This is a genomic window from Pseudomonas sp. ATCC 43928 (assembly GCF_005938665.2).
GTDB lineage: Bacteria > Pseudomonadota > Gammaproteobacteria > Pseudomonadales > Pseudomonadaceae > Aquipseudomonas.
In genome coordinates, this window is the sequence record NZ_CP041753.1 from 4,457,243 (window position 1) to 4,482,513 (window position 25,271).

The 25,271-nt window shown below is 59.4% G+C and carries 26 protein-coding genes; 14 read left to right on the forward strand and 12 right to left on the reverse strand.

Going from position 1 to position 25,271, the window contains the following annotated elements; translation table 11 throughout:
- Nucleotides 1–11 precede the first annotated feature (11 nt).
- Together FFH90_RS20400 and FFH90_RS20405 are read right to left on the reverse strand one after the other, a co-directional pair.
- On the reverse strand, nt 12–761 hold the full coding sequence (locus tag FFH90_RS20400; protein WP_018925415.1) for a TerC family protein: 750 nt from the start codon (nt 759–761) through the stop codon (nt 12–14).
- Between the two features lie 28 nt (nt 762–789).
- On the reverse strand, nt 790–1,032 hold the full coding sequence (locus tag FFH90_RS20405) for a hypothetical protein (RefSeq protein ID WP_007940414.1): 243 nt from the start codon (nt 1,030–1,032) through the stop codon (nt 790–792).
- Nucleotides 1,033–1,188: 156 nt separating this feature from the next.
- Between FFH90_RS20405 and nhaR the strand changes: the two genes are divergently transcribed.
- Complete coding sequence (gene nhaR / locus FFH90_RS20410; protein ID WP_138867943.1) at nt 1,189–2,088, forward strand: transcriptional activator NhaR; 900 nt, start codon at nt 1,189–1,191, stop codon at nt 2,086–2,088.
- Between the two features lie 4 nt (nt 2,089–2,092).
- Here the strand turns inward: nhaR and FFH90_RS20415 are convergent, their stop codons facing one another.
- The gene (locus FFH90_RS20415) at nt 2,093–3,247 is read right to left on the reverse strand and encodes an MFS transporter (protein ID WP_138867944.1); all 1,155 of its coding nucleotides are present in this window, start codon (nt 3,245–3,247) and stop codon (nt 2,093–2,095) included.
- Nucleotides 3,248–3,581: 334 nt separating this feature from the next.
- Between FFH90_RS20415 and sstT the strand changes: the two genes are divergently transcribed.
- On the forward strand, nt 3,582–4,814 hold the full coding sequence (gene sstT / locus FFH90_RS20420) for a serine/threonine transporter SstT (RefSeq protein WP_138867945.1): 1,233 nt from the start codon (nt 3,582–3,584) through the stop codon (nt 4,812–4,814).
- 70 nt (nt 4,815–4,884) lie between these two features.
- Here sstT and FFH90_RS20425 read toward each other — a convergent pair whose 3' ends face one another.
- A complete protein-coding gene (locus FFH90_RS20425) occupies nt 4,885–5,394 on the reverse strand; it encodes a DUF1993 family protein (protein WP_019579999.1) in 510 nt (169 codons plus the stop codon).
- Nucleotides 5,395–5,521: 127 nt separating this feature from the next.
- Between FFH90_RS20425 and FFH90_RS20430 the strand changes: the two genes are divergently transcribed.
- On the forward strand, nt 5,522–6,169 hold the full coding sequence (locus FFH90_RS20430) for a YceH family protein (protein ID WP_018925410.1): 648 nt from the start codon (nt 5,522–5,524) through the stop codon (nt 6,167–6,169).
- 163 nt (nt 6,170–6,332) lie between these two features.
- On the opposite strand, the gene FFH90_RS20435 is transcribed toward FFH90_RS20430, so the two are convergent.
- Nucleotides 6,333–7,151 (reverse strand): shikimate 5-dehydrogenase, encoded by an 819-nt coding sequence (locus FFH90_RS20435; RefSeq protein WP_138867946.1) that lies wholly within the window; start codon nt 7,149–7,151, stop codon nt 6,333–6,335.
- A 238-nt stretch (nt 7,152–7,389) separates the two neighbouring features.
- Between FFH90_RS20435 and FFH90_RS20440 the strand changes: the two genes are divergently transcribed.
- From FFH90_RS20440 to FFH90_RS20450, 3 genes are all read left to right on the forward strand, one after another.
- The gene (locus FFH90_RS20440) at nt 7,390–7,758 is read left to right on the forward strand and encodes a hypothetical protein (protein ID WP_018925408.1); all 369 of its coding nucleotides are present in this window, start codon (nt 7,390–7,392) and stop codon (nt 7,756–7,758) included.
- Nucleotides 7,759–7,950: 192 nt separating this feature from the next.
- Nucleotides 7,951–8,145: a hypothetical protein gene (locus FFH90_RS20445; protein ID WP_018925407.1), complete on the forward strand. Its 195-nt coding sequence runs from the start codon at nt 7,951–7,953 to the stop codon at nt 8,143–8,145.
- Nucleotides 8,146–8,246: 101 nt separating this feature from the next.
- Nucleotides 8,247–8,429 carry a hypothetical protein gene (locus FFH90_RS20450; RefSeq protein ID WP_018925406.1) on the forward strand — a complete coding sequence of 61 codons (183 nt, stop codon included), beginning with the start codon at nt 8,247–8,249 and terminating at the stop codon, nt 8,427–8,429.
- Here FFH90_RS20450 and FFH90_RS20455 read toward each other — a convergent pair.
- Nucleotides 8,426–9,487 carry an AI-2E family transporter gene (locus tag FFH90_RS20455; RefSeq protein ID WP_018925405.1) on the reverse strand — a complete coding sequence of 354 codons (1,062 nt, stop codon included), beginning with the start codon at nt 9,485–9,487 and terminating at the stop codon, nt 8,426–8,428. The genes FFH90_RS20450 and FFH90_RS20455 overlap by 4 nt on opposite strands.
- Nucleotides 9,488–9,662: 175 nt before the next feature.
- On the opposite strand from FFH90_RS20455, the gene yegQ reads away from it, so the two are divergent.
- The gene (yegQ, locus tag FFH90_RS20460) at nt 9,663–10,988 is read left to right on the forward strand and encodes a tRNA 5-hydroxyuridine modification protein YegQ (protein WP_138867947.1); all 1,326 of its coding nucleotides are present in this window, start codon (nt 9,663–9,665) and stop codon (nt 10,986–10,988) included.
- Between the two features lie 110 nt (nt 10,989–11,098).
- Here yegQ and FFH90_RS20465 read toward each other — a convergent pair whose 3' ends face one another.
- Nucleotides 11,099–11,815, reverse strand: a complete 717-nt coding sequence (locus FFH90_RS20465; protein ID WP_138867948.1) for a FadR/GntR family transcriptional regulator — start codon at nt 11,813–11,815, stop codon at nt 11,099–11,101.
- A 283-nt stretch (nt 11,816–12,098) separates the two neighbouring features.
- Between FFH90_RS20465 and FFH90_RS20470 the strand changes: the two genes are divergently transcribed.
- The gene (locus tag FFH90_RS20470) at nt 12,099–13,445 is read left to right on the forward strand and encodes an MFS transporter (protein WP_026286354.1); all 1,347 of its coding nucleotides are present in this window, start codon (nt 12,099–12,101) and stop codon (nt 13,443–13,445) included.
- Between the two features lie 23 nt (nt 13,446–13,468).
- A complete protein-coding gene (gene gudD, locus FFH90_RS20475; protein ID WP_138867949.1) occupies nt 13,469–14,812 on the forward strand; it encodes a glucarate dehydratase in 1,344 nt (447 codons plus the stop codon).
- Between the two features lie 40 nt (nt 14,813–14,852).
- Here gudD and FFH90_RS20480 read toward each other — a convergent pair whose 3' ends face one another.
- Nucleotides 14,853–15,731, reverse strand: a complete 879-nt coding sequence (locus tag FFH90_RS20480) for a LysR family transcriptional regulator (protein ID WP_018925401.1) — start codon at nt 15,729–15,731, stop codon at nt 14,853–14,855.
- A gap of 160 nt (nt 15,732–15,891) precedes the next feature.
- Between FFH90_RS20480 and ampC the strand changes: the two genes are divergently transcribed.
- Nucleotides 15,892–17,046, forward strand: coding sequence for a class C beta-lactamase (gene ampC / locus FFH90_RS20485; RefSeq protein WP_290371219.1), 1,155 nt, complete (start codon nt 15,892–15,894; stop codon nt 17,044–17,046).
- 138 nt (nt 17,047–17,184) lie between these two features.
- Here the strand turns inward: ampC and FFH90_RS20490 are convergent, their stop codons facing one another.
- Nucleotides 17,185–17,730 carry a DUF4174 domain-containing protein gene (locus tag FFH90_RS20490; protein WP_019579989.1) on the reverse strand — a complete coding sequence of 182 codons (546 nt, stop codon included), beginning with the start codon at nt 17,728–17,730 and terminating at the stop codon, nt 17,185–17,187.
- A 164-nt stretch (nt 17,731–17,894) separates the two neighbouring features.
- Here FFH90_RS20490 and FFH90_RS20495 point away from each other — a divergent pair, with 164 nt between their 5' ends.
- Complete coding sequence (locus FFH90_RS20495) at nt 17,895–18,290, forward strand: VOC family protein (RefSeq protein ID WP_007939410.1); 396 nt, start codon at nt 17,895–17,897, stop codon at nt 18,288–18,290.
- On the opposite strand, the gene FFH90_RS20500 is transcribed toward FFH90_RS20495, so the two are convergent.
- Together FFH90_RS20500 and FFH90_RS20505 are read right to left on the reverse strand one after the other, a co-directional pair.
- Nucleotides 18,272–19,057 carry a sulfite exporter TauE/SafE family protein gene (locus FFH90_RS20500; RefSeq protein ID WP_019648385.1) on the reverse strand — a complete coding sequence of 262 codons (786 nt, stop codon included), beginning with the start codon at nt 19,055–19,057 and terminating at the stop codon, nt 18,272–18,274. The genes FFH90_RS20495 and FFH90_RS20500 overlap by 19 nt on opposite strands.
- Nucleotides 19,058–19,221: 164 nt before the next feature.
- A complete protein-coding gene (locus FFH90_RS20505) occupies nt 19,222–19,971 on the reverse strand; it encodes a hypothetical protein (RefSeq protein WP_018925397.1) in 750 nt (249 codons plus the stop codon).
- A 248-nt stretch (nt 19,972–20,219) separates the two neighbouring features.
- On the opposite strand from FFH90_RS20505, the gene FFH90_RS20510 reads away from it, so the two are divergent.
- The 3 genes from FFH90_RS20510 (at nt 20,220) to FFH90_RS20520 (ending at nt 22,867) form a co-directional block, all read left to right on the forward strand.
- Complete coding sequence (locus tag FFH90_RS20510) at nt 20,220–21,368, forward strand: aldose epimerase family protein (RefSeq protein ID WP_111454109.1); 1,149 nt, start codon at nt 20,220–20,222, stop codon at nt 21,366–21,368.
- Nucleotides 21,369–21,544: 176 nt separating this feature from the next.
- Nucleotides 21,545–22,366 carry an aldo/keto reductase gene (locus FFH90_RS20515; RefSeq protein WP_111454110.1) on the forward strand — a complete coding sequence of 274 codons (822 nt, stop codon included), beginning with the start codon at nt 21,545–21,547 and terminating at the stop codon, nt 22,364–22,366.
- Nucleotides 22,367–22,396: 30 nt separating this feature from the next.
- Nucleotides 22,397–22,867: a DUF1810 domain-containing protein gene (locus FFH90_RS20520; protein ID WP_111454111.1), complete on the forward strand. Its 471-nt coding sequence runs from the start codon at nt 22,397–22,399 to the stop codon at nt 22,865–22,867.
- Here FFH90_RS20520 and FFH90_RS20525 read toward each other — a convergent pair.
- On the reverse strand, nt 22,832–25,192 hold the full coding sequence (locus FFH90_RS20525) for a DNA polymerase II (protein ID WP_168206203.1): 2,361 nt from the start codon (nt 25,190–25,192) through the stop codon (nt 22,832–22,834). The genes FFH90_RS20520 and FFH90_RS20525 overlap by 36 nt on opposite strands.
- Nucleotides 25,193–25,271: the final 79 nt, after the last annotated feature.

Sequence of the window (25,271 nt, forward strand, 5' to 3'; positions counted from 1 at the left end):
TTTATCGGCGATTAAGCTTCTGCGGCAACGCGCCTCTGTTTGGCCCGCCGCGACAGCATGTTCAAGCCTTCGATCGTCGCCGAGAACGCCATGGCCGCGTAGACATAGCCTTTCGGTACGTGGGCGCCGAAACCTTCGGCGATCAGCGTCATGCCGATCATGATCAGGAAGCCCAGCGCCAGCATCACCACCGTCGGGTTGTCGTTGATGAACTTGGCCAACGGGTCAGCAGCCAGCAACATCACCAGGACCGACACCACCACCGCAATGATCATGATCGGCAAATGCTCGGTCATGCCGACAGCGGTAATGATGCTGTCGATGGAGAACACCATGTCGAGCATCAGGATCTGACCGATGGCGGCGGCAAAGCCCAGGGTCACGGTCGAGGTGGCCGACGTCGGATCTTCCGGCGACGGGTCCATGCTGTGATGAATCTCGGTGGTCGCCTTCCACAACAGGAACAGGCCGCCGGCGATCAGGATCATGTCCTTCCAGGAGAACGCGTGGCCGAGAATGTCGATCACCGGTTCAGTCAACTGGACGATAAACGCGATGGTGCTCAACAGCGCCAGGCGCAGAATCAACGCCATGCCGATACCAATGCGCCGCGCCTTCTGGCGATGCTGCTCGGGCAGCTTATTGGTGAGGATCGAGATGAAGATCAGGTTATCGATGCCGAGCACGATTTCCATCACCACCAACGTGGCCAGGGCGACCCAGGCGGTGGGGCTTGCAGCGAGTTCTAAAAGGTATTCCATGGGTCAGTCCTGACTCGTTGTAGACGGTTTAGATTTCCTGGGACGAAGAGTCGGTTTTGCCCGTCTCTTTGGCCGGTTGTTCTTTCTTGCTGATCAGGCCACTCGTGGCCTCGCTCAACGCTTGTTCGGCGGCTTTGTGGGTATCGTCGATTGCCTGTTTGGCGCTTTCGGCGGCCTTGCCCATCAATTGCTGAGCACTTTTCTCGGCCTGGTCGCAACCGGCCAACACCAGTAAAGAGGTGATCAGCAGCGCGGTGGTTTTAAGCTTCATGATGCTTTCCTCGATAGGACAGACAGAACCCGAAAGGCGATCCGTCGATAGCGAGGCAGTCTAAAGAGGCAAATACTTCAGGAAAATTCGTATTTTCAGCGGTTATACTTCGGTTTTTACGAATCCATAGCAAAACACACGCTACGGGGAGCATGAATGCTGAATTATCGACAGCTGCATTATTTCTGGGTGGTGGCCAAGACCGGCAGCATCGTGCGCGCCTGCGAGCAGTTGAACCTGACGCCACAGACCATCAGCGGGCAGATTTCCCTGCTCGAACAAACCTATGGCATTGAATTGTTTCGCCGGGTCGGGCGGCAACTGGAACTCACCGAAGCCGGACGTCAGACCCTGCCCTACGCCGAGCAGATGTTTCAACTCGGGGGCGAGCTGGAGCTGATGCTGCGGGCGCAGCCCAATGAGCAACAGATTCTGTTTCGGGTGGGCGTCGCCGATGTGGTGCCCAAATCCATCGTCTATCGCCTGATCGCGCCGACCATGGAGTTGAGCGAGCCGCTACGCATCACCTGCCGCGAAGACAAACTGGAACGATTGCTCGCCGACCTGGCGATTCAACGCCTCGACCTGGTGATTTCCGACAGCCCGATGCCCTCGCATCTGGACATCAAGGGCTACAGCCAGAAGCTCGGCGAATGCGGTATCAGCTTCTTCGCCACCGCCGAACTGACGGCGCGATACGGCCAGGATTTCCCCCACAGCCTGCACGGCGCCCCGTTGTTGATTCCCGGGCCGGAAACCGTGGTGCGCAGTCGCTTGCAACGCTGGTTTGCCGAACAGCAGATCCAGCCGCGAATCGTCGGCGAGTTCGACGACAGCGCTTTGATGCAGGCTTTCGGCCAATCCGGTAGCGGGATTTTCATCGGCCCGAGCGTGATTGCCGACGAGGTGAAACGCCAATGCGGCGTGGAGTTGATCGGCCAGACCGACGCGGTGCGCGAGTCGTTCTATGCCATTTCGGTGGAACGCAAGGTCAAGCACCCCGGCATTGTCGCCATTACCGAAGGTGCCCGACGCGAGCTGTTCACCGAGATGTGAAGCCTCAGGCGCAGATTTCGCGAGGTTTGAAGGTCATCAGCGCCATGGCCAGGAGAATCGAAACCAGGATAAAACCGGCTGCGGCGAAACCCAGTCCGCCCAGGCCCACACTGTCGATCACCCGGCCGCCAACCATGGCGCCCAGGCCGATCCCGAGGTTGGCCCCGGCAATGTTCAACGACGCCGCGAAGGCCGGCGCTTCAGGCGCCGCCTTCATCAACCGCACATGACTGACCAGGAACAACGCCGCCTGGGTCACCCCCCAAATCCCCATCGCCGCCGCCAGCCCCAGCGGCGAGTGAATGTTCGGCACCAGCGTCACCATGCCGGCAATCATGAACGCGCAAAACGTCATAGAAGCGATCAGCGGGTGACGATCCACCGCGCGACCGCCCAGCGAGTTGCCGATCAGCCCGACCGCGCCGAAGCCCATCAGACACCAGCCGACCACGGTGCCATTGAAACCGGCGAGGCGTTCAAGAATGTCGGCCAGGTAGGTGTAGGCGGTGAACATGCCGCTGAACACCAGGATCGACAGCAGAACATGACCCAGCATCAGCGGGCTGCGCAGGATCTTGAACTGCGAACGAAAACTCACCTGATGCTGGTGCAGGCTGGTTTTCGGCAAATAGATAAACAGCAGCAGCGCCTTGGCAAACGCAATCACCGCCAGAATGCCGAAAGCACTGCGCCAACCGAACGCATCGGAAATCAACGTGCCGACCGGAATGCCGAATACGGTGGCGCAGACGATGCCGAAACCAATCTTGGCAATCGCCCGCCCGGCGTAGTCCGGTCCGACGATGTCCACCGCGGTTTCACTGGCCAACGCCCAGAACACCGGCAACCCCAGCGCCGGAATCAACCGGGCAATGGCCATCACCCAAATGTTCGGCGCAAACGCCGCCAGCGTGTTGGCCAGGCCGAACATGATCAACACGCTGATGAACAGTTTGCGTCGTTCAAACCTTGCGAAATACGCTGTCAGGAACGGCCCGAACGCGGCCACGGTGAACGCGAACAGGGTCACCAGCAAACCCGCTTGAGGGATGCTGACGTCCAGGTCACGGGCGATTGCCGGCAACAGGCCGACGATGATGAATTCCGTGGTCAGCACCGTGAAACCGGCGGCGGACAACAGAAGAATGGGCAACAGCATGCAGAACTCCAGGAAAACGACGACACCAGCGACAGCCCGAAGGCCCACTGGCAGAACTAGAAAATGAGGATGGCGAAGCTTAACAGAGTGTTTCCAAACGAAGTTGCACGAACCTGCAAATCGCGTTGAACAATCGGGTGGCAGATCGTCACAGGTCTGAAGGATCGCGGCTACGCTGTGATAAAGTCCGCGACCCGCGAGATTGACACCTTGCTCATCGGCCATTGATTGGCATTGATGTGGCGACCCCTTCGGTTCCTTCCATGTAGCCTGCCCGGCTTTTTGCTGCATGAGCCAAGGAACCCTGCACCCTAATAAAATCAGAGATACCGTTATGACCGCTTCATCCCCTTCTCTTTTGCAACGCCTGAAACGCAGCAGCCTGGTCACGCAAATCATCATCGGCCTGATCGCCGGGATTGCCCTGGCCCTGTTCGCGCCTGAGGTGGCGAAGTCCACCGCCTTCATTGGCAAAGTATTCGTGTCGGCGCTCAAGGCTGTCGCGCCGACTCTGGTGTTCGTGCTGGTCATGGCCTCGATTGCCAATCATAAGCACGGCCAGGAAACCCATATCCGGCCGATCCTGTTTCTGTATCTGCTGGGCACCTTCGCCGCAGCCGTGGTTGCAGTGATCGCCAGTACGCTGTTTCCGTCGAGCCTGGTGCTGTCGACCCAGGACGTTGCGGTCACCGCGCCGGGCGGCATCAGCGAAGTGCTGCAAAGCCTGTTGCTGAGCGTGGTCGATAACCCGGTCAGCGCACTGATGAACGCCAACTTCATCGGCATTCTGGCGTGGGCGATCGGCATGGGCATTGCGATCCGCCATGCTGGCGAGACGACGCGCGAAGTGCTGGGCGACCTGTCCAATGGCGTGACCGTGATCGTGCGCCTGGTGATTCGCTTTGCGCCGCTGGGGATCTTCGGTCTGGTGGCTTCGACCCTCGCCACTTCCGGTTTCGGCGCATTGATCGGCTATATGCACCTGCTGGCGGTGCTGCTGGGCTGCATGCTGTTCGTCGCGTTGGTGATGAACCCGGTCATCGTGTTCTGGAAACTGCGCCGCAACCCGTATCCGCTGGTACTCACCTGCCTGCGCGAGAGCGGCATCACCGCCTTCTTCACCCGCAGCTCGGCGGCGAACATTCCGGTCAACCTGGAATTGAGCAAACGCCTGGGCCTGCATGAAGACACCTATTCGGTATCGATCCCGCTCGGCGCGACCATCAACATGGCCGGCGCGGCGATCACCATCACTGTACTGACCCTGGCCGCCGTGCACACCCTGGGCATCGCCGTGGATATTCCAACGGCCATTCTGCTCAGCGTCGTCGCGGCAATTTGTGCCTGTGGCGCCTCGGGCGTGGCGGGCGGTTCGTTGTTGCTGATTCCGCTGGCGTGCAGCCTGTTCGGCATCCCGAGCGAAATCGCCATGCAAGTGGTGGCGGTGGGCTTCATCATCGGTGTGTTGCAGGACTCGGCGGAAACCGCGCTGAACTCCTCCACCGACGTGCTGTTCACCGCGGCGGCTTGCCAGGGTGAAGAGTTGAAGGCGCAGCGTTTGGCGTAGAACGCACCGACAAAAACGAAAAAGCCCGCCAAGGCTTACACCTTGGCGGGCTTTTTTGTACCTGGGTGGTTTAGAACGCGCCCATGTAATCGCGCTTGCCCACTTCCACACCGTTGTGACGCAGCAGCGCGTAGGCGGTGGTGACGTGGAAGAAGAACTGCGGCAGACCGTAGCTCAGCAGGTAAGCCTGGCCAGTGAAGCGCTTCTCTTTAGGGGTGCCAGGACGGGTCACGATTTCGATGCCTTCCTTGCCGTTGATCTGCTCCGGCTTGATCTCGCCGATGAAGGCCAGGACCTTGGCGATCAACGCTTGCAGTTCAGCGAAGGTGGTTTCGGTGTCGTCGTATTTCGGCAGTTCGATTTCAGCCAGACGCGCCGAAACGCCCTTGGCGAAATCAACGGCGATCTGCACCTGACGCACCAGCGGGAACATGTCCGGGTACAGACGGGCCTGCAGGAATGCGTTCGGGTCGATGTTTTTCGCGGTAGCGTGGGCTTCGGCCTTGCTCAGGTTGTTGCTCAGGGCGTTGAGCATTTGCTGGAAAACCGGAACGGATGCGGCGTACAGGGAAATAGTCATGGCAGTCTCGTGTGGTGACGGGAGTAAAAAACGTGGAGCGATTATAGCCATGCCGGCGCGCCCTGCGACTTGTCTTTTATCCAGCAAGGATTAGGCTAGGCGGCTCGACTGCCTAGGGAAAAGCGCGATGAGCACTGAACAAGAGACGACCTTCGACGAACCGCGGCTCAACAGCACGGAAATCCGCATTTTGGGCTCGTTGATCGAAAAACAGGCCACCAGCCCGGAAACCTATCCGCTGACCCTCAATGCCCTGGTGATTGCCTGCAACCAGAAAACCAGCCGCGAACCGGTGATGAACCTCAGCCAGGGCCAGGTTGGCCAGAGCCTGCGCGCCCTTGAAGGTCGCGGCTTCACCCGGCTGGTGATGGGCAGCCGTGCCGACCGCTGGGAACATCGGGTCGACAAGGCGCTGGAACTGGTGCCGGCGCAGGTGATTCTGACGGGGCTGTTGTTCCTGCGCGGTCCGCAGACGGTCAACGAACTGCTGACCCGCAGCGGCCGCATGCATGACTTCGAAGATGCCGAACAAGTGGTGCATCAACTGGAGCGTTTGATCGCCCGAGGCCTGGCGCTGTTGATCCCGCGCCAGGCCGGTCAGCGCGAAGATCGTTACATGCATGCGCTGGGTGATCCGGCGGATATCGAAGCGATCCTCGCGGCCCGACAGAATCCGGTGGAACGTGGCACCGGTGGCGGTGTGTCGGTTGAGCGAATCGAAGAGCTTGAAGCGCGGATTGCGGCACTGGAAGAACGCCTGGCGCGCCTCGAATAACCCTTCCCGATGTACCGAGTTCCCTGTGGCGAGGGAGCTTGCTCCCGTTCGGCTGCGAAGCAGTCGCAAGGCCGGCAAACTCGGTGTGCTGACTGCTTTGGGGCCGCTTCGCGACCCAACGGGAGCAAGCTCCCTCGCCACAGGTCCAACCGATAATCGGAATTCAGCTCCGGGCAAACGCCACGGCTTTCTGAAACTGCTCATCGGTCGGTCGCACGCCGGTGTACAACACGAACTGCTCCAGCGCCTGGATGGCAATCACTTCCAGCCCGGTGATCACCCGTTTGCCTTCGGCACGAGCACGCACGATCAGCGGTGTTTCCGAGGGAATCGCCACCACATCGAAGACCGTTTCAGCGGCAGCGATGGCTTCAGGGGGAAACGCCAGTTGATCGGCTTCCGGGCCACCGGCCATGCCGATCGGCGTGACGTTGATCAGCATCTGCGGGCGTTCAGCGCCCAGTTCCGCCTGCCATTGGTAGCCCAGCGATTCGGCCAGGGCACGCCCGGCGCGTTCGTTACGGGCCACGATCAGGCCGTTTTTGTAGCCGCCATCGCGCAAGGCACTGGCCACGGCCTTGGCCATGCCGCCGCTGCCGCGCAGGGCAAAGGTCGAATCCTTGGGCACCTGGTGGGTTTCGAGCAACTGGGCGACGGCGATGTAATCAGTGTTGTAGGCCTTGAGGTGGCCGTTAGTGTTGACGATAGTGTTGATCGATTGAATAGCCTCAGCCGATGCATCCAGCTCATCGACCAGCGCAATACAAGCCTCCTTGAACGGCATCGACACGCCGCAACCGCGAATGCCCAACGCACGAATGCCGCTGACAGCCCCCGTCAGGTCCTGGCTGCTGAAGGCTTTGTAGTAAAAATTCAGCCCCAGTTGTTCGTACAGATGATTGTGAAACCGCAGGCCGAAATTGCCGGGGCGCCCCGAGAGTGACATGCACAACTGGGTGTCTTTGTTGGGGTTCATCTGCATCCGAATCTCCTTCAGTAGCACTTTCAGATGGACGGAATTAACAATTCCACCGGATTGTGGTCGATCATAAGGGTATGTCTGTACCAGACAGCACCGTAAAGAAACCGGTACAGACCTTACACAAAATTTACCCAACGGCTGTGCTGATTTTCAAAAAATTGCTGTCTTAGAAGTATCCCCGCGACAACTTGTGTCTATTGCAGACCCAAGCGCCGGGTCGAAGAACCGAGGACTTATCATGATCCGTAAAATCCCCACAGTAGCCTTGCTGATCGGTGCTCTCGCTATCGCAGGGCAGGCAGAAGCAGGTGGTCGTGGCTGGGAAGGTCCGGCTGTGTTTGGTGCGATCGTCGGCTCGGCAATCATCGGCTCGGCAATTATCGGCCGCGACCGGCCGGTGTATGTAGAGCAACCGGTTTACGCTCAGCCTCAACCGGTTTACGTACAGCCACCGCCCGTTTACTACCAACCGGCGCCGGTCTATGTCCAACAACCGATGTACTACCGCCCGGCACCGATTTATTACGGTCCACCACGCGGCTACTATGGCCCACCGCGCGGCTACTATGGCCATCCCCATGGTTATTACCGTGACGACCGCTGGTAACAGACTCATCAGGCCCCGCCTCAACAGCGGGGCCTTTTTTGTGGCCGCAAGGCGAACGGAGTCTGAATAAATCTCGTCAAGGTCGCTGTCGGGACAGTACCGGCAGGTAAAGTCGGTCATATTTATGTCATGACAGGCCCGCAAGCTTGATCTGTCCATAAACAACAGGTTGATAAAAACAAGGACGACCTCATGCCCACACAAAACCCGCACCGCATTGTCGGCTTGTGCACATCCAGCAAGGTGTACAACGCACTGACCGAGCTCAAGCACCTGGAAGGCCATCGCAGCGCCAAGTTTCTCTCGCTGCTGGCGGAAAACCTGGTGCGCAAAGGCCTGCTCAATGAACAGGAAGTCGTGCATATGCTCGATCAAGTCGTGGACTGATCGCCAACACTCACTGGCATCAATGACGACTATCGAAAGCGTTGATTTTCCACTCAAGCGTCCGATCCGTAAGGTAACCCCACAGATTGATGGAGGTACTTATGGCTCAGGTTCAGATTATGTCCGTTATCGGCAGCGCCGTTCCCGCACCGCTCAGAGCACTGGGATTGCTTGCCTGCTGGTATCTCGTACAGGACGGCGAACCGATCAGCGGCCCGCTCACTTCGCTTCCCGACGCCCAAGCCCTGTCGCAACGTATCGGCTCAGGCCAGCTCAACGCTTAAGGCAGCTGAACCCGCTGTTTGGTATCGACGAAAATCGCCCAGCTCGACATAAACAACGCGGCAATCAACGGGCCGATGACAAAACCGTTCAGGCCGAAAATCGCCAGGCCGCCCAGGGTCGAGATGAGAATCAGGTAGTCAGGCATTTTGGTGTCCTTGCCCACCAGAATCGGTCGCAGGATATTGTCCACCAACCCGATCACGAACACCCCGAACAACGCGAGCACCGTGCCCTGCCAAATCGCACCGCTGAGCAGGAAATACGCCGCCACCGGCACCCAGACGATACCCGCCCCCACCGCCGGCAACAGCGACAGGAATGCCATCAACACCGCCCAGAGCAGCACGCTCGGGATATCCAGAAACCAGAAAATCAACCCGCCCAACGCCCCTTGCGTGATCGACACCAGCAAACTGCCCTTCACCGTGGCCCGCACCACCCGATTGAATTTGAGTTGCAAGCGACGCTTCTGGTTATCTTCCAGCGGTATCGCCGCGCGCACTTTGCGCGCCAGTTCAGACCCGTCCCGCAGAAAGAAAAACAGCAGATACAGCATGATGAAAAAACCCACCACGAAATCGAACGTCCCCTGGCCAAAACTGAACGCCTGGGACGCCAGAAACTGACTGCCTTGCATCATGCTCTTGATGATTTTCTCGCGAAGCCCACTCAGTTCACCCATGCCGAAACGATCGAGCAAGTGCTGAAAGTACGGCGGCAAGCTGTGTTTGAACTGCGACACATGCCCGGCAATGTCCAGTTCGCCGCTTTCGATTCGGCCATAAAGCGCCGCGCCCTCCTGAACCAGCAAGGTACTGATGATGATTACCGGCAGGATCGCAATCAGCACACATAGACTCAAGGTGCACAGGGCCGTCAGGTTGCGTGACCAACCGAATCTCAGCTGCAACTGATGCTGCAAGGGCGCAAACAGAATGCCGAGGATGGCCGCCCAGAACACCGCACCGTAGAACGGCAGCAGAATCCAGACGAAGGCAACGGTCACCACCGCCAGCAAGACCATCAGCGAAGTGTTCTGGAGCTTCGTTTCGTTCATGTCCGGTCCATGCCAATGCGCAGAGGCGAAAATTCGCGTCCTTATGTTTAGTCCGCCACGGTTGGCGCGAGTGCCATCTGTTTGTTGGTCAAGCATAGATCCAGATCAATAAACCCCGCGTGCAGGCCGCTTACCCTTGCCGGCTTTTGCGATCGACACTGCCATGACTTGCGCCATGCCACTCATCCCCCCGGAACTGCTCGCCCCTGCCGGCACCCTGAAAAACATGCGTTATGCCTTCGCCTACGGTGCCGATGCGGTATACGCCGGCCAACCGCGCTACAGCCTGCGAGTGCGCAATAACGAATTCGATCACGCCAACCTCGCGCTCGGCATCGCCGAGGCCCAGGCTCAGGGCAAGCGTTTTTATGTGGTGGTCAATATCGCCCCGCACAACGCCAAGCTGAAAACGTTCCTCAAGGATCTGGAACCGGTGATCGGCATGGCGCCGGACGCGCTGATCATGTCCGATCCCGGCCTGATCATGCTCGTGCGCCGGCACTTCCCGCAGATGCCGATCCACCTGTCGGTGCAAGCCAACACGGTGAACTGGGCCAGCGTCGAGTTCTGGCAGCAACAGGGCTTGAGCCGGATCATCCTGTCCCGCGAACTGTCGCTGGAAGAAATCGCCGAAATCCGCCAGCACGTCCCGGCGATGGAGCTGGAAGTGTTTGTGCACGGCGCATTGTGCATGGCCTATTCGGGGCGCTGCCTGTTGTCGGGCTACATGAACAAGCGTGACGCCAATCAGGGCAGCTGCACCAATGCCTGTCGATGGAAATACTCGGCGACACCGGCCAGCGAAAATCAGCTCGGCGAAATCGTCCAGCACTACTCTCCCGAACCGACCCTGGGCCTCGGCACGCCGACCGATCAGGTGTTCCTGTTGCAAGAAGCCAATCGCCCCGGCGAACTGATGCCGGCGTTCGAGGATGAACACGGCACCTACATCATGAACGCCAAGGACCTGCGCGCCGTCCAGCACGTCGAGCGCCTGACGCAGATGGGTGTGCATTCACTGAAGATCGAAGGCCGGACCAAATCGCATTTCTATTGCGCGCGCACCACCCAGGTTTACCGCCGCGCGATCGACGATGCGGTGGCTGGCCGAGTGTTCGATCGCAGCTTGATGACTGATCTGGAGTCCCTCGCTCAGCGCGGCTACACCGAAGGTTTTCTGCGCCGGCACGTGCATGACGAATACCAGAACTACCAGAACGGCAGCTCGATTTCAGAGCGCCAACAGTTCGTTGGGGAGTTGACCGGCGAACGCCGCGACCGGCTGGCCGAGGTACGGGTGAAGAATCGTTTTGGCCTGGGCGATCACATGGAACTGATGACGCCCAAGGGCAACTTCCACTTCGACCTGCATCAACTGCAGAACCTCAGGGGCGAGGCGATTGAAGTGGCGCCTGGGGATGGGCACACGGTGTATTTGCCGATTCCGGATGCGGTGGATTTGCGTTATGGATTGCTGATGCGCGATATAGCGCCCCTGTAGGAGCGAGGCTTGCCCGCGAAGAACGATGACGCGTAATACCTGAAAAAACGCGGTGTATTCTTCGCGGACAAGTCGGATCGCCGCACTGCTCGCTCCTACGCACTGACGAATCAGCTGCCGCCCGCCGAAAAGCGGTCGCGGCTGTTGGTCAGGTGCAACCACATGGCTGCCCGCGCCGCATCCGGATCCTGGCGCTTGATGGCGTTGAGAATCGCCTCGTGTTCAAGGTTGGCGAGTTGCCCCAGCTTGCTCAAATCCGCTGACCCGCGCTCTGCGGCATTGACGCGGGTGCGGGGAATCATCGCATTGCCCAAGTGCTGCATGATCTCTGTGAAGCATACATTGCCGGTGGCTTCGGCGATCAGCAGGTGGAAACGTTTGTCGGCCTCGACGCAGCTGTCGTTGTTGGTCAGCAAACTTTGATAGTCATCCAGCGCTTCACGCATCTGCGCCAATTGCTGATCGGTACGACGCACCGCTGCCAGCGCGGCGGCCTGGGTTTCCAGGCCCATGCGCAACTCCAGAATGCTGCGCACCCCCAGCGCGGTATCGACATTCAGCCGCAACCCCTGCTCCGGCGCACGCTCGATGACAAAGGTGCCGATGCCGTGACGGGTTTCCACCAGCCCTGAAGCCTGCAATTTCGAAATCGCCTCGCGCACCACCGTACGGCTGACCCCATGCTCCTGAACAATCGAGTTCTCCGACGGCAGCTTGTCCCCCGGCAGCATCTGGCCGAGCAAAATGCTCTGGGTCAGCTTGGCCACCAGATCATGGGCCAGGTTGTGAGCGCGCTTGCGGGCGGGTGCGTCGATGTCTTCTTGCATGGTGATTATCCGTAAGGCAGGGCTATCCGGATCGTAGCACCGGAATCGATTGGAATCCCCAGAAAACAGCCTCAAACTTGTATGACAACACTCAACGAATTGACCACACGAACACCATCACAACCCCACACCCGACCCAAAAAAGCATAGAAATCACCCGACAAATAGCCTTTTTATTGGACCACAGTGCTTGTCGAATCAAAAAAACAAGTTGTATGATGTCTATCAACAACGCCACACCCAGCTACACCCCGCATAAAAATAACGAGTGGGAGAAAAACAAGTGAATACATCCATATCCGGGATGAACGATGGCGCCGATTCGGTCCTGAAGTCCGCCATCTCAAAAGTGAAACGCCACGTCCTGCCGCTGTTCGTGATCATGTTCATCGTCAACTACATCGACCGGGTGAACATCGGCTTCGTCCGCGCCCACATGGAACATGACTTAGGGATTGGCGCTGCCGCCTACGGCCTCGGTGCCGGTCTGTTCTTCATCGGTTACGCGCTGTTCGAAGTGCCCTCCAACATCCTCCTGCAAAAAGTCGGCGCGCGAATCTGGCTGACCCGCATCATGCTGACTTGGGGCCTGGTGGCCGCCTGCATGGCGTTCATCCAGAACGAAACCCACTTCTACATCCTGCGTTTTCTGCTCGGCGTGGCTGAAGCCGGGTTCTTTCCCGGGGTGATCTATTACTTCACCCGCTGGTTGCCCGGTGTGGAACGCGGCAAGGCGATTGCGATCTTCCTCAGCGGCTCGGCGATTGCTTCGCTGATCTCCGGCCCGCTGTCGGGGCTGCTGCTGCAAATCAACGGTTGGGGCATGCACGGCTGGCAGTGGATGTACTTCATCGAGGGCATGTTCTCGGTCGGGTTGTGCGTGTTCGTCTGGTGCTGGCTGGACTCCAAACCCCACGACGCCAAATGGCTGACCCTGGCCGAACAGGACGCGCTGGTCAAAGCCATCGATGACGAACAACTGGCCCGCGAAGCCGCGACGCCGATCAAACCGTCGCTGGGCACACTGCTCAAGGACCGCCAGATCATCCTGTTCTGCCTGATCTACTTCTTCATTCAATTGACCATCTATGCCGCGACCTTCTGGCTACCGAGCATCATCAAGAAAATGGGCGACCTGAGCGACATCCAGGTCGGCTTGTTCAACTCGATTCCGTGGTTGCTGTCGATCGTCGGCATGTACGCCTTTGCCTCGCTGTCTGGCAAATGGAAGCACCAGCAAGCCTGGGTCGCCACGGCCCTGCTGATCGCTGCGGCGGGGATGTTCATGTCCACCACCGGCGGGCCGATCTTCGCGTTCGTTGCGATCTGCTTCGCCGCATTGGGTTTCAAATCGGCTTCGTCGCTGTTCTGGCCGATTCCCCAGGCGTACCTGGATGCGCGGATCGCTGCCGGCGTGATCGCGCTGATCAACTCGGTGGGCAACCTCGGCGGCTTCGTGGCGCCGACCACCTTCGGTTTGCTGGAAGAGCACACCGGTTCAATCCAGGGCGGGCTCTACGGCCTGGCCGCTACCTCGATCATCGCCGCGATCATCGTTTTCGCCGCGCGCAATAAACCGAAACCCGCACCGGCCGTTGCACTGGGCAAACCAGCGCCGAATCACGCTTGAACACTGGTTTAAAGGACAAAAAAATGAACCCACAAGAAGCCGCAAAAGCCCCGATCATCACCAGCATGCAGGTTGTGCCGGTGGCCGGCCACGATGGCATGCTGCTCAACCTGAGCGGCGCCCATGGCCCGTTCTTCACCCGCAATATCGTGATCCTCAAGGACAACGCCGGTCACACCGGCGTCGGCGAAGTACCCGGTGGCGAGCGCATTCGCCAGACCCTGGAAGACGCGCGCGCACTGGTGGTCGGCAGCCCGATCGGCACCTACCAGAAGATCCTCAATCAAGTGCGCCAGACCTTCGCCGATCGTGATGCCGGTGGTCGCGGTTTACAAACGTTCGACCTGCGCATCACCATTCACGCGGTCACCGGACTGGAGGCGGCCCTGCTCGACTTGCTTGGCCAGCACCTGGACGTGCCGGTCGCCGCTTTGCTCGGCGAAGGCCAGCAGCGTGATGAAGTGAAGATGCTCGGCTACCTGTTTTACGTCGGTGATCGCAACGAAACCGATCTGGCTTATCGCGATGAACCGGACGCCGACAATGACTGGTTCCGCGTACGTCACGAAAAAGCCATGAGCGCCGACGCCGTGGTGCGCCTGGCGGTCGCCGCTCACGCCCGCTATGGCTTCAAGGACTTCAAACTCAAGGGCGGCGTGTTGAGCGGCGACGAGGAAATCGAAGCGGTCACGGCCCTCGCCGAGCGCTTTCCCGATGCGCGCATTACCCTCGATCCGAATGGCGCCTGGTCGCTCAAGGAAGCGATCCGCCTGTGCCGGGATCAGCATCATGTTCTGGCTTATGCCGAAGACCCGTGCGGGGCGGAAAACGGTTACTCGGGCCGCGAAGTCATGGCTGAATTTCGTCGTGCCACGGGCCTGAAAACCGCGACCAACATGATCGCCACCGACTGGCGGGAAATGGGCCACGCGATCCAGCTACAGTCGGTGGACATTCCTTTGGCGGACCCGCACTTCTGGACCATGCAGGGCTCGGTGCGGGTAGCGCAGATGTGTCACGAGTGGGGCCTGACCTGGGGCTCGCATTCCAACAACCACTTCGATATTTCCCTGGCCATGTTCACCCACGTCGCGGCCGCCGCGCCGGGCGACATCACAGCCATCGACACCCACTGGATCTGGCAGGACGGCCAGCGCCTGACCCAGTTACCGCTGCAAATCGTCGACGGCTGCGTGCAAGTACCGAAAAAACCTGGCCTGGGGGTTGAGCTGGACATGGATCAACTGGCCAAGGCCCATGAGCTGTACCAAGGCATGGGGCTCGGCGCGCGGGATGACAGCGTGGCGATGCAGTTTCTGATTCCGGGATGGAAGTTCGATAACAAGCGGCCGTGCCTGGTGCGCTAGACCTCTGGAAACACCGCTCCCACAAGGAGTGGTGTTTCCACTATTTCATCTGGGCCGTTTGCAGCAGCCAACCCCGGAACGCCGCCATCGCCGACGTTTCGGGGCGCGACTGCAAGCGGGTCAGCCAGTAGCTGCCGGTGGTGATCCCGATGGCGAACGGTTGCTCGATTGCGCCCGCCGCCAGTTGCCGGGCAAACATCAGCGGCGGCGCCAATGCCACTCCTGCACCTTGCAACGCAGCCTCCATCATCGCCAGCGAGGAATCGAAGACGATGCTTCGGGGCAGCACGGCATGGGCCGAAAGACCGGTCGCCTGAAACCACTCCGGCCACTCATCCGTGCGATAGGAGCGCAACAGCGTTTGCTGCAACAGATCCTCTGGCGCCTGCAATTGCCGGGCGATCTCCGGCACACAGAGCACCGACAGTGGTGCCTCGATCAACCGCACCGCTTCAATCCCATGCCACGCCCCCGCGCCAAAGCGGATGGCGTAATCCAGGCCTTCAGCGGCCACATCCACCCGGTTGTTATTGGTCGACAGGCGCAAATCTATGTACGGATGTTTCTTCTGAAAATCCGCCAATCGCGGCAACAGCCAACCGACCGCGAACGTCCCCACGGCGCCCACCGTCAACACTTCACGAAAATGCCCACCCTCGAAACGCTCCAGGGTTTCGGCAATCCGGTCGAAGGATTCGCGCAATACCGGCAGCAGGGTTTCACCTTCGCTGGTCAGCATCAGGCCGCGGGGCAGGCGTTTGAACAAAGTCACGTTAAGCTGGGCTTCAAGACTTTTGACCTGATGGCTCACCGCCGCCTGCGTGACGCACAACTCCACGGCCGCCCGGGTGAAACTCAAATGGCGCGCCGAAGCCTCGAAAGCACGTAACGCATTCAGCGGCAAATGAGGTCGAATCATGCCAGCCCCCAAAATTTTCTAATGGCTCATCCGAAATATCGTCGTTTGCCGGTCTTCGCCAAACTGCCTAGATTTGGCTCGCCCAACAGCGGACCGCCTTGAAAGACCGCTCGGAGTGTAGCGGTTAACACCACGAACAATCATGGACAGCGTCTCAATCATGCGTAAAAAAAATCAGAAGAAACTCATATCCTACAGTGCTTTCGCACTTTTCCTCGGTGCCAGCCACAGCTTTGCTGACGAGCGCATCGAAACCATCGTTAAAGCCGCCGTCGAACCGGTGATGCAGCAACAGAAGATCCCTGGCCTCGCGGTCGCAATCACCGTCCATGGTCAGCCGCATTACTTTAACTACGGCGTGGCCTCGAAAGAAAACGGTAAAGCCGTCACCGAAAACACCCTGTTCGAGATCGGTTCGGTGAGCAAAACCTTCACCGCCACCCTCGCCGCCTATGCCCAGGCGAGCGGCAAACTGTCCTTGTCGGACAACGCCAGCCAGGTACTCCCGGCCTTGCACGGCAGCGCGTTCGATAACATCAGCGTGCTGCAACTCGGCACCTACACCGCCGGCGGTCTGCCCCTGCAATTCCCCAGCGAGGCAGACCATCAGGACAAGATGCTCGGCTATTTCAAGCAGTGGAAACCCACCTACGCCGCCGGCACTCATCGCCAGTATTCAAACCCCAGCCTCGGGTTGTTCGGCTATCTGGCGGCCCAAAGCATGGGGGTGCCGTTCGATGAGCTGATGGCAAAAACCTTGTTGCCGAAACTCGGCCTCAAGCACAGCTACCTCAAGGTGCCGCAGGATCAGATGGCGCTTTACGCCCAGGGTTACAGCAAGGATGACAAGCCTGTGCGGGTCGAGCCGGGTGCGCTGGATTCCGAAGCGTACGGCGTGAAAACCAGCGCCGCGGACCTGCTTCGCTATGTTGAGGCGAACATGAATCCCGCGTCGCTGGAAAAGCCTTTGCAGCAAGCCATCGCCAGCACTCACACCGGGTATTACCGGGTTGGCGAGATGACTCAAGGGTTGGGATGGGAGCTCTACAACTACCCGGTGACGCTCGACACCCTACTGGCCGGCAACTCGTCGCAGATGGCATTTGAGGCCCATGAAGTCCGGTGGCTGACCCCGCCACAACCTCAACGCGACACCGTGCTGATCAACAAAACCGGCTCAACCGGCGGCTTTGGCGCCTACGTCGCTTTTATCCCGGCGAAGGACATCGGCATCGTGATCCTGGCCAACAAAAACTACCCGAACCCGGACCGAGTCAAAATTGCTCACAAAATATTGAGTGCGCTGGCCGATTGATCCCAGTAACCCGACAGCCACTCACTTGTGCCTCACCACAATGGGTCACCAAGTTTCGGATTTCCGTTGGCAAACAAAATGGGCGACCTGTCGGAGTCGCCCATTGGGGTAAGCCTTCTCACCACTACTGAGCTCAATTCAATCATCCGGCTGCTCAGCTGGTTTGGCAGGCTTCGCCGGTTTGCCTTTGGTGCCTTTAGCACCTTTGACCGGTGCGACTTCAGCCACCGGCGCTGGCACCGGTACTGTTGCTTCCTTCTCGGCCGTCGGCAGCTGGTCGACGGTGTTGAATATCTCTTTCAACTCGACCGCATCCGACTGCTCAAGCTTCTTTTCGCCATCCTTGCCGATCAGGATGATTTTGCTCTTCGCCCCGGCGCCCAGCTTGAGTGAGCGGATCAACGCCATCGTCGATTGCGGGTCGAGGTCTTTGCCGTCCCGTTGGCCCATCGTATTGATCACGGTGTACAGCACCATGTTTCGATCGGTGAAACCCTTGCGGTTGGCAGAGTCGTCCAGTGACTTTTTCAGGTTGAGCCAAACCGGGTCCACCGAACTGGGCGCGATGACTATCAGGGGACGAGCCCGGCCCACGTCTTTAACCAGAGGGGAATCGTCATCGGCGGCAAATGAAGGACCGACGAAAGCCAACAGGGTAGCCAGGGTCAAAGACCTGATGAGCATGCGCATCTCCTTTTGATATCCACGCTCTAATGATTGCGCATCGCGGTGATCGTTCCGGGCGATGCACCGCGATTGTGTTCCGCCTTGCCCAAGCTTAGGTCAGGGCGGTCATTGCGCAACAGCCTGAGCTAATCTCATAGCTGATTCATCGTGAGGGTTTATCCATGAGCGCTCAGCTGAACCACACCATCGTCTGGTGCCGTGACAAACAGGTTTCGGCACGCTACCTGACCGACCTCCTCGGCCTGCCCGATCCCGAGCCGTTCGGGCCGATGCTGGTGGTCAAGTTTGATAACGGGGTGTCGCTGGATTTCTACAACAACGACCCGCCCATCGCGTCCCAGCACTATGCGTTCTTGATTGGAGACGACGACTTCGATGCGGCCTTCGCTCGCCTGCAGGCGATCAAGCAGCCGTGGTGGGCCGACCCCGGTAAGCAGCGGCCCAACGAGATCAACGATTACGCCGGTGGCCGGCGGGTGTATTTCGATGACCCGGACGGGCATCTGCTGGAGATTTTTACTCGGGAAGCGGTATCGGATCAGAACGCCAGTTTATAGCCGATCAGCACCAGCATCGTGGCCAGGCACGGACGCAGCAGTTCGTCGGAGATGCGCCCGGTCAAATGGCTGCCCAGGTAAATCCCTGGCAGCGAACCGACCAGCAAGAAGCCCAGGACGTGCCAATCCATATTGCCCATGCTCGCGTGGCCCAGGCCGGCGACCAGGGTCAGGGGCACCGCGTGGGCGATTTCGGTGCCGACCAGGCGACGAGTGGGCAGCAGCGGATACAGGATGAACAGCGCAACGGTGCCCAGGGCGCCGGCGCCGATGGAGGTAAGGGCCACCATGGTGCCTAGCACCAGACCGGTGATCACGGTCAGTGCATTCAACCGGGAACCGCTGGGGTTGTATTGGCCGCCCGCCCGTTTGTGAGCGAAATCGAGCAAGCGTTTCTTGAAGAAAATCGCCAGCGCCGTGGCGAACAATACGAAGCCCAGCGCCTGTTTGATGACGGCGTTCATCGCCTCGGGCGAGGTTTGCAAAGTGCTCAGGAACCACAGTGTCAGGGCTACCGCCGGCACACTGCCGAGGGTCAACCAACCGGTGATCGCCCAGTCGATGTTCTTGTTCTTGCGATGAACCAGCACACCACTGGATTTGGTAATGGCCGCGTACAGCAAATCCGTGCCCACCGCCGTGGCCGGGTTAACACCGAACCACAGCAGGATTGGCGTCATCAACGAACCGCCCCCAACACCGGTCATGCCGACAATAAAGCCGACCACCAGACCCGCTACGACCAACCCGAAATTACCGAAATCCATTAATACGCCCAGAAATTCGCAGGAAACAAACCGGTCAGCAGCATAGCGATTTTTCTTATAACCACATATATCGATGCGGTCTATCGTTATGCCAATTCACCGATTTGAAACAGCGACTCCCCACTCAATACCAACCCCACAAGAATTGCGCTTTATCCGACATCTCACTGCACCGGCAAAAAATTCAGGAACAGCAGACTCTGGGCGTAGTTCAGGCCGATCCGCCGGTACCGCTCATCGAGCATCTGGGTCAGCAGGTCCAGTCGCGCGACGATTTTGCCGAACTCCACGGCAAAACTCAGGTTGCTGCCCTCCTCCGAAATTTCATTGGAGAACAGCAAAGGCTCGCCTTGCCTGTTTTGCCGCTGGCTCAAGATCCAGGTGGCTTTTTCGATGTTGCGCGCGGCATTGCTGACGAAGGTCGGGTTGAGCGCATCCGTCATGTAGAACTCCAGCCGATTGCCATGGGCCGTCACCAGCATGCTGCCAATCGCATAGATGAATGCGCCGACCCGGTCACCGAGGAATTCCGGGCTCATGGCGAAGCTCAGTGCCGCGAGGTCTTTTTTGCCGCCGAGGGTGGGCAGCGGCTCTTGCTGTTCGATGGCCATGCGCACCTGTTTTTCTGCGGTGCCGACATCGAGGAAGCCAGATTTTTTAAGCTCCTGTGGGTTGCGCAGGTAGAGCTTGTTCATCAGCAGGTAGAGGCTTTCGAGGTTGTCGCGCATCGTCAGGGTCGCCATGCGGTCGACGCTGGTCTGGAGGAGTTCCTGGGGTTTGCCATCGCGAAACTGGCTGATGACATCGTTGCCCGGCTGATGGCTGCAACCACTGGCGAGGAGCATCGACAGGCTAATCAGCAGCAAGCAATGACGGCGAATGTGCAGGGTAAAACGGGGTAAAACTCGAGCCATGGGTTCTTGAACTTGGGCATGGGCCGGCAGTGGGGATCGCCGCGGGCTGGCCAAGGATAGAACCGTGAAAGCTGAAAAAGTGCAGTGCCGGTGGTCCGTAAGCTCTGGTCACCATGAAAGCGATCTCTTATTAGTCATACTTTTAATTGCAATGCTCGAGACATAAGCTATAAATCCTTCCTTGATCGCGCTTAAACACGATCATTAGTATGACTACTTCTTAAAAACAACAAAAAGGAAGGTCAACCATGCTTCAATCCCGACACCTGCTCTCCGGCCTCGGACTGTCCCTGATGATCGCCACCCTCTCCGCTCACGCCACTGGTTTGTCCAGCGAACAAAAAGCCTTCGGCAAAACCAATGACGGCACGCCCGTCGAGCAATACATTTTGCGCAACAGCCACGGCCTGCAGGCCACGGTCATTACTTACGGCGGAATTCTCCAGTCGCTGAAAGTGCCGGATAAAAACGGCAAGCTCGACGATGTGGTGCTCGGTTTCGACGACGTGCAGGGTTATCAAAGTGGCACGGCGTTTTTCGGCGCGACCATCGGCCGCTTCGGCAATCGCCTGGCCAACGGCGCCTTCGAGCTGGATGGCAAGCGCTTTCAAGTGCCGCTCAACGACGGCAGCAATTCGCTGCACGGGGGGGCTCAAGGTTTCGACAAGCGGGTGTGGAAAGCCGAACCGAGCAAGGGCAAGGATTCGGTGGGCGTGACGCTGACGTACCTGTCGTCGGATGGCGAAATGGGTTTCCCCGGCAACCTGAAAACCGAGGTCACCTACAGCCTCACCGAGAACAATGAGCTGCGCATCGACTACAAGGCCAGCACCGATAAGCCCACGGTGCTGAACCTGACCAACCACAGCTATTTCAACCTGGCCGGCGCGGGTAACGGCGATGTGTTGAAGCAGTTGGCGACCTTGCACGCCGCCCGTTACACGCCAGTCACCGGCAAACTGATCCCCACCGGTGAACTGGCCCCGGTCGCCGGCACGCCCATGGACTTCACTCAACCGACCGCCATCGGTCAACACATCAAGGCCGATCACCCACAGTTGAAATTCGCCGAACCGAAACAAGGCGGTTTTGACTTCAACTGGGTGCTGGACGCCAAGGGTGACCTGGGCAAACTCGCCGCCGATGTCAGCGATCCGCAATCCGGCCGTCGCTTGCAGCTCTACACCACCGAACCTGGCGTACAGTTCTACACCAGCAACTTCCTCGACGGCTCGGTCAAGGGCAAGGCCGGCAAGATTTACCCGCATTGGGGTGCCTTTACTCTGGAAACCCAGCATTATCCGGACTCGCCGAACCAGCCGAGCTTCCCGTCCACGCGGCTGGATCCGGGCAAGACCTATGCCCAGACCACCGTGTTCAGGTTCTCCGCCCGGTAGATCAAAAGATCGCAGCTTTCGGCAGCTTCAGGGGGCTGGGTACACCCGTGATATCGCGGGTGTGCCCCGCCCTCGCAGGAGCTGTCGCAGGCTGCGATCTTTCATGATGACGACGGAACCACCCTGCTATTTTGCTGCCAACTGTAGTATCGATCGGACTTCGACAAGGAGGATTCATGCGGACTCTTGAGCTGGCCGGCCGCCCTGTGCCGGTCATCGGCCAAGGCACCTGGCACATGGGAGAGGAACGCTCCCGACACACCAGGGAAGTTGCAGCGCTGCGCCTGGGTATCGAGTTGGGCATGACCCTGATCGACACCGCTGAGATGTACGCTGAAGGGGGCGCCGAAGAGGTGGTGGGTGAAGCCATCACAGGCCTGCGCGACCAGGTTTTCCTGGTGAGTAAGGTCTACCCTCACAACGCCAGCCGCAGAGGCATCCCCCAGGCTTGTGAACGCAGCCTGCGTCGGCTGAATACCGATTACATCGATCTCTACCTGTTGCACTGGCGCGGCGAGTATCCCCTTGAGGAAACCGTCGAGGCCTTCGAACGCCTGCGCGAAGACGGCAAGATTGGCCGTTGGGGCGTGTCCAATTTCGACCTGGATGATCTGGAAGAGCTGGCCTCACCGGCCTGCGCCACCAATCAGGTGCTGTATAACCTGGAAGAGCGCGGCATCGAATTCGATCTGCTGCCCTGGAGCCAACGGCAAAAGATGCCGGTGATGGCCTACTGTCCGATCGGCCAGGGCGGACACATGCTGGCCAATCCAATACTCAAACAAGTTGCCGCCCGTCACGAGGCGACACCTGCGCAGGTAGCGCTGGCATGGATTCTGCGTCAGAACGGGGTGATCGCCATCCCCAAAGCGGTCCACCCCGAGCATGTGCGACTCAACGCACAAGCGGCGCAATTGTGTCTGGAGGCTGGGGATCTGGAGGCGCTGGACCAAGCGTTTCGCGCGCCACAACGCAAGCAGCGGTTGGCCATGGTCTGAGCCATCGCGGATCTATCAGAGGGCATCGGCATGAGAAGTACCGATCAGCTCGACTCTTTCAATTTGCCACGCTTCGTCCAGGCGCAGGATCCTGTGTTCGAGTGGGTTCAGGATGAACTGCGCGCCGGCCAGAAGCGCCGACACTGGATGTGGTTCATCTTTCCGCAGTTTGCCGGGTTGGGTGACAGCGAAATGTCCCGCTACTTTGCCATTCACTCCAGCGAGGAAGCTGCGGCGTACCTGAAGCATCCGCTACTGGGTCCGCGCTTGCGCACCTGCACGCAATTGGTGCTGGACATTCCTCAACGCTCGATCACCAAGATTTTCGGGCACCCCGACAACCTCAAGTTTCATTCATCGATGACGCTGTTCGCCCAGGTTTCGCCAAAAGGCAGTCTGTTCCATCAGGCGCTGGATCAGTACTTTCACGGCATACCGGATGACTGGACGCTGTCGCTGCTGGACTCAAAACAGGCCCAGCTGCCCCCCAATCAGCGTTGAGAAATCGTCATCCACGAACGGCAGGATGGCATCCGCCACCGGTTGCAGCTGCCGGGTGACGTAATGGTCGTAGTCGATGGGCGCGCTGCGGATTTCCAGCGGCTCGGGGCCGGCGACAGTGATCACGTAGCTGATCCAGCCGCCGTTGTGATACTGCCGCGGCCGCCCCTGTTGGTCGTTGTAGTCATCGGCGATCCGCGCGGCCCGCACATGGGGCGGCACGTTGCGTTGATAGTCATCGAGGGGACGACGCAGGCGTTTGCGGTAGATCAGGCGCTCGTCGAACTCACCGGCCAGGGTCTTGCACACATAGTCACGCACGTAATCCTGATAGGGCTTGCGGTTGAAAATGCGCAGGTACAGTTCCTGCTGGAACTGCCGGGCCAACGGCGACCAGTCGGTGCGCACGGTTTCCAGGCCTTTGTAGACCATCTCGTCGGTGCCGTCGGCGCGGGTGACCAACCCGGCATAGCGTTTCTTGCTGCCCTCCTCGGCACCGCGAATGGTCGGCATCAGAAAGCGTTTGTAGTGGGTTTCGAACTGCAACTCCAGGGCACTTTCCAGCCCATATTCCTGTTTCACATGCTCGCGCCACCACTGGTTGACGTGGTCCACCAGCGCGTGACCGATCTGCGCGGCTTCGGCCTGACCATGGGGGCGGCGCAGCCAGACGAAGGTCGAGTCGGTGTCGCCATAGATCACCGCATGGCCCTGAGCTTCGATCAGTTGGCGGGTACGCAACATGATCTCGTGCCCGCGCAAGGTGATGGACGAGGCCAGCCGGGTATCGAAGAAGCGACAACCGCTGGAACCCAGTACACCGTAAAACGCATTCATGATGATTTTCAGTGCCTGGGACAGCGGCGCGTTGTGTTCGCGCTTGGCGGTTTCGCGGCCTTCGGCGACTCGGGCGACAATGGCCGGCAGGCAATGCCGGGTCCTTGAGAAACGTGCGCCGCGAAAGCCTGGCACCGACTCGCTGTCGTCAGGATGCTTGAGCCCCTCGATCAAGCCCACCGGGTCGATCAGGAAGGTGCGGATGATCGACGGATAGAGGCTTTTGTAGTCGAGCACCAGCACCGACTCGTATAACCCCGGCTGCGAGTCCATGACAAAACCGCCGGGGCTGGCCTGCGGTGGTTTATTGCCAAGGTTCGGCGCGACGAAACCCTGGCGGTGCATCAACGGCATGTACAAATGGGTGAACGCCGCTACCGAGCCGCCGCTGCGGTCCGCCGGCAATCCGGTGACGCTGGCGCGCTCCAGCAGGAAGGTCAACAACTCGGTCTTGGCGAAGATCCGCGTCACCAGTTCGCAGTCCTTGAGGTTGTACTTGGCCAGGGCCGGTTTGTCCTCAGCGAACATGCGATTGATTTCGTCCATGCGCTGGTACGGGTTGTCGATCGACTTGCCTTCACCCAACAGGGTTTGCGCGACGTTTTCCAGGCTGAACGAGGGGAAGCTCCAGGTCGCCGAACGCAGTGACTCGATGCCGTCGATGATCAACCGGCCGGCAGCCGAGGCGAAATAATGATTGCCGCTGCCGTGCTCGCGCCACTGCATTTCTTCGCCGCCACGCCCCAGCTTCAACGGCACCGCCAGGCGCCGGGCATGTTCGTGCAGGACGCGCAGGTCGAACTGCACGACGTTCCAGCCGATGATGGCGTCGGGGTCATGCCGGGCGAACCACTCATTGAGTTTTTTCAGCAGCAGGGTTCGCGAATCGCAGTATTCGAGCTGGAAATCCACCCCGCTGTCATCACCATTGGGCGACCCGAGCATGTACACCTGACGCTCGCCGCAGCCTTCCAGGGCGATGGAATACAACTCGCCCTGGGCGGTGGTTTCGATGTCCAGCGAGACCAGCCGCAGGTTCGGCCGATAGCCCGGGGCGGGTTTCATTTGCGCGTCGAACAACAGGCCATCGGCACCGGGTGTGCCGCCGAACACTACCGGCGCGGTGATGAACCGCTCCATCATGTAGCGTTCCGGCGGGCGGATGTCGGCTTCGAACACCTCGACACCTGATTTGCGCAGTGCGGTTTCCAGGCGCATCAGCTGGCCGTGCTGCTGGCAGTACAGGCCCAGCACCGGGCGGTGCTCGAAGTCCAGCAGCGCCAACGGCCGCAGTTCGACGTTCTTTTCGCCGCGCAACACCGTTTCGGCTTGCTCGCGCTGGGTTGCCGGAATGAACGCGACCGACGGTTGATGGGGCAGGCGGATGCGCCGGGGACCGGCATCGGTCGCCAGCCAGAACTCGACTTCGGTGCCGGCCGGGGTATCGCGCCAATGCCGGGTCAGGACGAAGCCCTGCTGTAAATCCACCACTGCAACCTCAACGATTTGATTCAAGGGGTGATTCTACGCGTCATTGGGCAACCGTGTGGATGCGTTGGGATAGGTG